Origin of the sequence: uncultured Campylobacter sp. (assembly GCF_947255105.1) — a bacterium.
Taxonomy (GTDB): Bacteria; Campylobacterota; Campylobacteria; order Campylobacterales; family Campylobacteraceae; genus Campylobacter_B.
On record NZ_CAMYFP010000022.1, the window covers coordinates 1 to 7,659 of the forward strand.

At 37.8% G+C, this 7,659-nt stretch carries 8 protein-coding genes; 1 reads left to right on the forward strand and 7 read right to left on the reverse strand.

Annotated elements, in window-relative coordinates:
• Positions 1 to 149 precede the first annotated feature (149 nt).
• Positions 150 to 1,031 carry an acetamidase/formamidase family protein gene (locus Q0X52_RS07650; protein ID WP_297576593.1) on the forward strand — a complete coding sequence of 294 codons (882 nt, stop codon included), beginning with the start codon at positions 150 to 152 and terminating at the stop codon, positions 1,029 to 1,031.
• 32 nt (positions 1,032 to 1,063) lie between these two features.
• Here the strand turns inward: Q0X52_RS07650 and Q0X52_RS07655 are convergent, their stop codons facing one another.
• Genes Q0X52_RS07655 through Q0X52_RS07685 form a run of 7 tightly spaced genes read right to left on the reverse strand, consistent with a single transcriptional unit; the run spans position 1,064 to position 7,585 of the window.
• On the reverse strand, positions 1,064 to 2,227 hold the full coding sequence (locus tag Q0X52_RS07655; RefSeq protein ID WP_297576594.1) for a pyridoxal phosphate-dependent aminotransferase: 1,164 nt from the start codon (positions 2,225 to 2,227) through the stop codon (positions 1,064 to 1,066).
• Positions 2,224 to 2,931, reverse strand: a complete 708-nt coding sequence (cysE, locus tag Q0X52_RS07660; protein ID WP_297576595.1) for a serine O-acetyltransferase — start codon at positions 2,929 to 2,931, stop codon at positions 2,224 to 2,226. The genes Q0X52_RS07655 and cysE overlap by 4 nt, the downstream gene beginning before the upstream one ends.
• A gap of 2 nt (positions 2,932 to 2,933) precedes the next feature.
• Complete coding sequence (gene speA / locus Q0X52_RS07665; RefSeq protein ID WP_297576597.1) at positions 2,934 to 4,778, reverse strand: biosynthetic arginine decarboxylase; 1,845 nt, start codon at positions 4,776 to 4,778, stop codon at positions 2,934 to 2,936.
• Complete coding sequence (hisS, locus tag Q0X52_RS07670) at positions 4,771 to 6,000, reverse strand: histidine--tRNA ligase (RefSeq protein WP_297576598.1); 1,230 nt, start codon at positions 5,998 to 6,000, stop codon at positions 4,771 to 4,773. Before hisS ends, speA begins: the two co-directional genes overlap by 8 nt.
• Positions 5,988 to 6,557, reverse strand: coding sequence for a dTMP kinase (tmk, locus tag Q0X52_RS07675; RefSeq protein WP_297576599.1), 570 nt, complete (start codon positions 6,555 to 6,557; stop codon positions 5,988 to 5,990). The genes hisS and tmk overlap by 13 nt, the downstream gene beginning before the upstream one ends.
• Positions 6,541 to 7,029, reverse strand: a complete 489-nt coding sequence (coaD, locus tag Q0X52_RS07680) for a pantetheine-phosphate adenylyltransferase (protein ID WP_297576600.1) — start codon at positions 7,027 to 7,029, stop codon at positions 6,541 to 6,543. Before coaD ends, tmk begins: the two co-directional genes overlap by 17 nt.
• Position 7,030: 1 nt before the next feature.
• Positions 7,031 to 7,585, reverse strand: coding sequence for a UbiX family flavin prenyltransferase (locus Q0X52_RS07685; protein ID WP_297576601.1), 555 nt, complete (start codon positions 7,583 to 7,585; stop codon positions 7,031 to 7,033).
• Between the last annotated feature and the right edge of the window lie 74 nt (positions 7,586 to 7,659).

Genomic DNA, 7,659 nt, shown 5'->3' on the forward strand with positions numbered 1-7,659 from the left:
TTAAATTTGAGAGTTAAATTTGAGAGTTAAATTTGAGAGTTAAATTTGAGAGTTAAATTTGAGAGTTAGGGCGATTGTGTATAATTTTACATAGTATTTTACATAAAATACTTTTGATATAATGAATAAATTTAAATTTGGAGGATAAGATGACACTAACCATAACAGCTAAAGATGTTGTCTATAAAATGGACAAGTCCAACCACTTTGTAGCTAGAGCAAATAGCGGAGATAGAGTGATATTTGAGACTCTTGACTGTTTTTCTTGCGAGCTAAAAACAGAAAAAGACAAACTCATGGAGATAGACTTCAACAAAGTAAATCCAGCCACTGGACCACTTTTCATAAATGAGGCAAAAGCGGGCGATGTTTTAAAAATCTACATAGAAAAAATTGAGGTTAAAAGTAGGGCGGTAACCATCGCGCAGCCTGGTTTTGGGCGACTTGGCAATGAGATAAAAGAGAGTCAGACTGCTATCATAGAGATAGAAAATAACAAAGCCAAGTTTAAGGGGATAGAGTTGCCACTTAGAAAGATGATTGGAGTTATTGCAACAGCGCCACTAAATGAGCCTGTTGGCAACGGCACACCAGGAGATCATGGCGGCAATATGGACTGCAAAGAGATAAAAGAGGGCGCGATACTCTATCTTCCAGTTTTTGTAGATGGCGCGCTTCTTGCTTTGGGTGATCTTCACGCACTTATGGGCGATGGCGAGATAAATGGCGCTGGAGCAGAGGTGAGTGGGAGAGTTACTATTAGAGTTGAAGTTTTAAAAGAGTGTAACTATCCGCTTCCAATGATTGAGACTAAGGAGCGATGGATGACAATTGGCTCTAGAAAAAGCATGGATGAGGCTAGCGATTTGGCTATTTTAAATATGCAAAAGTTTATTCAGAGCAAACTAGGACTTTCTGGCAATGAAGCAGCTATGCTTATGAGTATTGGGGCTGACTTGGCTGTTTGTCAAGTGGTCAATGAAAATAAAACTATGAGAGTTGAGATAGATAAAGAGCTTTTAAAAAGTTAAATGTAGATAGATGGCAATTAAGCCATCTATTTTTAGTAATTTTTGATGAATTTTTCTATTCTTTTAATGCCCTCTTTGATGTTTTCCCTTGAAGTTGCATAAGAAAATCTAAAATATCCCTCCATGCCAAAGCCCACACCTGGCACTACTGCCACTTTTGCCTCCTCCAAAAGTCTTTTACAAAACTTCATAGAGTCTTTTTCTATCTTTTTGCAATCTATAAAGATATAAAACGCTCCAGCAGGTTTTCTTAGAGTAAGCCCGTCAATACGACCAAAAAGCTCACAGGCCAAATCCCTTCTTTTTATAAACTCATCTCTCATATTTTTTATATCATCATCAATCTCGCCAAGCAAAGCAGGTAAGGCTCCAGCTTGCACAAGAGAGCAGATATTGGAAGTGCTTTGACTTTGTAGCTTTCTAACGGCCAAATTTAAGCCATCTATGTTAGAGGCCATATAGCCAAATCTCCACCCAGGCATAGCTCCACACTTGCTAAGTCCATTTATGGTAACTGTTCTGTTAAAGAGATCTTTGCTAACAGAGGCAACTGGCGTAAATTCCACATCATAGCTTAGTTTTTCATAAATTTCATCGCTTGCTACGATGATATTACTTCCCTTTAAAACCTCTCCTAGCTCTCTTATCTCATCTTTTGTATAGATAGCTCCTGTTGGGTTGCAAGGGGAGTTTAAGATAAGAAGTTTTGTCTTGCTAGTTATGGCATCCTTTAGCTCTTTTGGAGTCATCTTAAAATCGTTGCTTTGGCAGGTCTTTACAAAAACAGGCACACCACCCCAAAGTTTGGTCATCTCAGGATAACTTACCCAATAGGGAGCTGGGATAATAACCTCATCGCCATCTTCAATAATCGCACCAAAGAGGTTAAATAGTGAGTGTTTTGCACCAACATTTGTGATGATTTGATCTGGTCTATACTCTAGGTTATTCTCTCTTTTTAATTTGCTAGCGATGGCTTTAAGAACTCTATACTCACCAGGAACTGGAGTATATTTAGAACAGTTGCCACTATCTAAGGCATTTTTTACAGCATCTTTTATAGCTTTTGGCGTATCAAAATCAGGCTCGCCCGCCGAAAAACTAAGCACATCAATGCCATCTGCTTTCATCTGTTTGGCTAGTGTGCTTATAGCTATGGTAATAGACTCTGATAATAAATTGACTCTTTTTGTCATTTTGCCTCCTTGTTGTTTATTGCTTTTAATAGTATTTTATATTTCTCTTTTAAATCGCTCTCTTTTATCTCTATTTGATCACTCTTGCCAAGAGCCTCTTCGATGAGAGAGAGCCTTTCTGTGATATATAAAAATAACTCTGTGTAGATATCTGGAATTTTGTTGTGGGAGAGTGGTTTGCTCTCGCATCTATCTATTACTTTGGCAGGAATTCCAACAGCGGTAGAGTTTGGTGGAACGGACTTTACAACTACTGAGTTTGCACCTATTTTGGAGTTTTTGCCTATTGTGATATCGCCAAGTATCTTTGCTCCTGCGCCAACTACTACGCCATCTTCCAAAGTAGGGTGGCGCTTTACCTTCTCTAGGCTAACGCCGCCAAGTGTTACTCCTTGATAGATAAGCACTCTATCGCCAATAATAGCAGTCTCGCCTATGACAATGCCAGTAGCATGGTCAAAAAAGACTTGATTGCCTATCTTTGCTCCAGGATGAAGATCTACTCCTGTTAAAAAGCGTGATATTCCGCTTATTACTCTTGCGGTTCTTCTAAAGCCTTTTTTATAAAAAAAGTGTGCAAAGCGGTGATTGACAACTGCCCAAACTCCAGGATAGTTGAAAAAAAGCTCCACATAGCTATTAAAAGCTGGATCTTGCCTCTTTGGCTCCTGCAAATCCTCTAAAATTGTTCTAAAAAATCCCATCTTTATCCAATAGTCTTAAGATATCCATTATCATTCAAAAAGAGATATAACTCGCCTAATATATGCTTTTTGTTTTTCTCATCTATGAGAGTTGATTTTTCTATGCGCTCATTTAGGGTGTTGCGTATCTCATAGACATCATAGTCCATATCTTCTAATATATCAATTACGGATTGAGACTCTATGATGTTTGATATCTCAAAACCGCCATCGTCTTTTAAGGTGACAGTTGCCTCAGTTGGGTGAGTAAAGAGGTTGTGACTCATACCCAAAACCTCTTGATAGGCTCCAACTAGGAAAAATCCCAAAAAGTAATCTTCGGTATTGGGATCTACATCGTGCAAAAAGAGAGGATTTTTAGAGCTGTTAAACTCTATCTCGCCATCGCTATCGCAAGTGATATCCCAAATAGAGGCCGATCTAGTTGGAATTTCATCTATACGCTCAAGCGGCATTATAGGAAAATGCTGTCCAAGTCCCCAAAAATCAGGAATGGATTGGAAAAGAGAGAAATTTACAAGATAGCGCTCTTGCACTTGACTCTGTATTTTTAGTAGATCAGCGTAGTTGTTTTGCCTGTTGCCAAGCATCGAAACTGACTTCTTCATAATAAGATGAACTAAAATCTCACCATTTGATCTATCTGTAAGATCTACATATCCCAAGTCAAAAAGTGTAAGCACACTCTCCATATGGGCGATTGCGTCGTGAAGATACTCAAGTGCGTTTGATGGGCGGATGGTATTATATAGATCATATAGCTCTTCGATAAGTGGTGGATTTTCTTCCTTTTTTATCAACTTTTCTTCTGTGTATTCTTGCGAAAAAAGCTCCAACACCTTTCCAACAAGCACTGCGTGGTTGGCACTTATATATCTGCCAGACTCTATGAAAATATCAGGTTCGATGACCTTTTTGGACTCTGCAATTGTCTTTAGTAGATAGACAACATCATTTGCATACTCCCTTAAAGTATAGTTTCTATGAGCATTTTGCTTTACTTGAGAATACTCAACTGCCAATCCACCGCCTAAATTTATAGATTTTAAATTTATAGCGCCCATTTTTCTAAGCTCTGCATAGATGTTGCCAGCTTCTACTAGAGCCTTTTTTAGTGGATGGATTTCTGTTATTTGAGAGCCGATGTGAAAATGTATCATTGTAAAGCGATCTATAAGATCTGCCTCTTTTAACAGATGTACCGCCTCAATAAGTTCTGTAGAGGTAAGTCCAAATTTGGAGTTGATACCGCCACTTTTTGCCCATACTCCGCTACCTGAGCTATGAAGTCTTATACGAAGGCCTATGTTTGGCTTGGGTTTAAAGCGCTCTTTTGAAGTTTTTATAATGCTCTCTAGCTCTCTTAAGCCCTCTATTATGATAGTTATTTGATGTCCCATCTCTGCTGCAATAAAGCCTATATTGATAAGTTCATTGTCCTTAAAACCATTTACTGTAATTGGTGCGTCAAAGTTGTTGTAGGCCATTGCAAGCAGAAGCTCAGCTTTTGAGCCAGCCTCTAGTCCATAATTGTAAGGCTCGCCAAGTTTTACAAGGTTTTGGACAAAACCTGGATATTGATTGACTTTGAGTGGAAAAACAGCGTTAAATTTGCCCTCATAACCAAACTCTTTCATTGCTCTTTGAAAATTTGAGTAAATTTCAACCATCTGTTTTTTGATAAGATGTGGAAACCTAAGCAAAATAGGACCTCTTATCCCTTGAGATTGAATCTCTTTTATCATATCTATAAGAGGTGGTTTAAAGTCGGTATTAACGCAAACTTTGCCACCGCCATCAACTACAAAGTTAGAATCTCCCCAAATTCCAAGTCCGTAATCATTCATCAGCAAGTTCCTCAAATAATTTTTCTAATTTTATCATCTTTTCGCTACGAGTTTGTAAGTTTTTAAACCAAATTTCACCATTTTTTGCCTCGTTTTCTCCTATACAAAGAAAGAGTTTTTTGTTTTGATTGCTAGCTGTTCTTAGGTGACGTTGTAAATTTTTTGCCTCATAACAAAGCTCAAGGCTAAATTTGGCTCTTAACTTTTTGGCTATTTCAAATGCCATATCTAGGTATTTTTCATCAAGTAGGCATAGGTAAATTCCCTCTCTTTTGCTGCTTTGCTCTTTGTTAGATAGTATCTCCATAATTCGCTCAACTCCCATAGCAAAGCCCACTCCATAACTTGCCCTTCCGCCAAGATACTCAACAAGTCTATCATATCGCCCACCACCAATAACAGCACTTTGGGCGCCAAGCTCATCACTTACAAACTCAAAAGCACTCTTACAATAATAGTCAAGCCCTCTTACAAGCTTTGGATCTATTGTAAATTTGATACCATTTTTGGTAAGTAGCTCTTGAAGTTTATCAAACTCTCTTTTACACTCATCGCTTAAATAGTCTATAAGAAGTGGCGCATTTTTAAGCTCTTTTTGGCACTCATCGTTTTTGCAGTCAAGAACTCTTATTGGATTTAGCTCTTTTCTTCTTTGACAATCACTGCAAAGTGGGATTTTGTCAAGAAACTCAACCAATTTTTCTCTATAACGACTCATTGACTCCTTATCGCCAAGAGAGTTGAGCTTCAATGTAGCCTTGATATCAAGCTTTTTTAGTATATCGCTAGCCATAGAGATGATAGCCGCATCTTCATAGACGCTTTTTACATTGAAGCACTCAACGCCAAATTGATGAAACTCTCTAAATCTTCCCTTTTGCGGTCTTTCATATCTAAACATAGAGCCGTGATAAAACCACCTTTTAATAGTATCTGTTCTATCTATCTTATGCTCTATAAAGGCTCTTACAACGCCAGCAGTTCCCTCTGGTCTAAGGCATACCTCATTGCCGCCTTTATCAACAAACTCATACATCTCTTTACCCACAATATCTGAGCTCTCTCCGACACTTCTTCTAAAAAGTGCGGTAAGCTCAAGGTGCGGAGTGTTTATGTAACTATATCCATAATTTTTAGCAACAAAAGAGGCGCTCTCTATAATCTTTTCATAGAGTATAGCCTCATCATCTAAAATATCTTTCATCCCTTTTATTGCTTGCATAAAAACCTCCTAATATCTCTATTTATCTCATCTATTGTTCTACTTGCGTCGATTGGCAAGGTAGGAATTTCTAACTTTTTTACTATTTTTTCTATGTTGGATTGGATTTGTAAAAAATACTCTATCCCTCTTTTTTCTATCACATCTAAATTTTTACTAGCGAGCCTCTTTTCTATAAGTTCTCTCTCTCCCTTAAAAAAGACAACCCTATCTGGAAGTAGGTTATTGATGGCAAATTTATTTAGTGTTAGTAAAAAATCCAAATCAAAATCACCCATAGCATAGGCGATACCTGAGATAAAACTTCTATCGCTTATGATAGTTTTTTCTAAATTTGGCGCCAATATCTCTTTGTAGTGTTGGGCTCTATCTGCCAAAAATAAAAACATCTCTGTCTTTTTTGATAGCTTATTTTTTAAAAGTAGCTCCCTTAAGGTTAGTCCAACAGCCGTTCCGCCAGGCTCTTTTGTAAAAATAACATCTCTAAACTCATTTTTTAAAAGCTCAATCTGTGTTGTTTTGCCAAGACAATCAACACCTTCAAATACGATATACATTACTATCCTTAATAAATTTAACCACCTCTTGTGGAACTAGATGGTCAATTTTGCCTTTGTGAAAAAGTATAGAGCGGACAACAGAGCTGCTTATAAAGGCATATTTTAGGCTTGGCATAAGAAAAACTGTCTCTATTTTGTCACAAAGCGATGAGTTTGCATAGTTCATCTGCAACTCATACTCAAAGTCGCTAACCGCTCTAAGTCCTCTTATGATGTAGAAGCTATTTAGCTCTTTTGCCAACTCAACCAAAAGTCCATCAAAGGTGATGACTTTGGCATTTTTTACCAAATTTAAGCAACTTTGTGCCATCACTAGTCTATCATCTAGACTAAAATAGGGCTTTTTCTCTTCATTTATTGCAATTGCAACAATCACTTCATCAAAAATAGCGGCCGCTCTTTTGATAACATCTAGATGTCCGTTAGTTATGGGATCAAATGTGCCAGGATATAGACAAATTTTTTTCATTTTAGCTCCATCTTTTGTAAATTTCATGCCTAACGCCAAGTAAGTCAAGCCACTTTCCAACTATAAACTTTTGCATTTGCTCTAAATTTGTAGCGCCGCTATAGCCGCCAAGAACAGGCGGAGCGATAATAACTCCTAGTTTTGAAAGTGCTGTCATCTGTGAAAGCGATATGGTGGAGTAGGGCATCTCTCTTGGTGCTAAGATAAGCTCTCTTTTCTCTTTGATGGCAACTGCTGCGGCTCTTGTGGTAAGTGTGTCACTTATACCGCTACTTATCTTGGCTAAGGTATTCATAGAGCAGGGCGCAATTATTGTTTTGTCTATTTGAAAAGAGCCAGAAGCAGGGGCGCTATATAAATTTTTATCATCAAAAAAGGTTACACTTGGATAGTTTGAGATATCTATAGTAAAATTATTTTCTTTTTCTAAGACAACCTTTGCGCCATCGCTAACTATAGCATAGAGCTTCGCATCGCTAAATTTCATAAGATTTTCTAAAAGAATAAGACCGATAGTTGCAAGACTTGCGCCGGTGATTGATAGAAGTATTTTCATCTTGATAACTTAAAACTTGTGGAGCGGGAAACGAGAGTCGAACTCGCGACCCCAACCATGGCAAGGTCGTGCTC

Bases quoted from the DNA above. Each gene is read 5' to 3' on its own strand.
- Q0X52_RS07655 (WP_297576594.1), bottom strand. From the start codon at position 2,227: ATGACAAAAAGAGTCAATTTATTATCAGAGTCTATTACCATAGCTATA.
- speA (WP_297576597.1), bottom strand. From the start codon at position 4,778: ATGAATGATTACGGACTTGGAATTTGGGGAGATTCTAACTTTGTAGTT.
- tmk (WP_297576599.1), bottom strand. From the start codon at position 6,557: ATGTATATCGTATTTGAAGGTGTTGATTGTCTTGGCAAAACAACACAG.
- coaD (WP_297576600.1), bottom strand. From the start codon at position 7,029: ATGAAAAAAATTTGTCTATATCCTGGCACATTTGATCCCATAACTAAC.
- cysE (WP_297576595.1), bottom strand. From the start codon at position 2,931: ATGGGATTTTTTAGAACAATTTTAGAGGATTTGCAGGAGCCAAAGAGG.
- Q0X52_RS07650 (WP_297576593.1), top strand. From the start codon at position 150: ATGACACTAACCATAACAGCTAAAGATGTTGTCTATAAAATGGACAAG.
- hisS (WP_297576598.1), bottom strand. From the start codon at position 6,000: ATGCAAGCAATAAAAGGGATGAAAGATATTTTAGATGATGAGGCTATA.
- Q0X52_RS07685 (WP_297576601.1), bottom strand. From the start codon at position 7,585: ATGAAAATACTTCTATCAATCACCGGCGCAAGTCTTGCAACTATCGGT.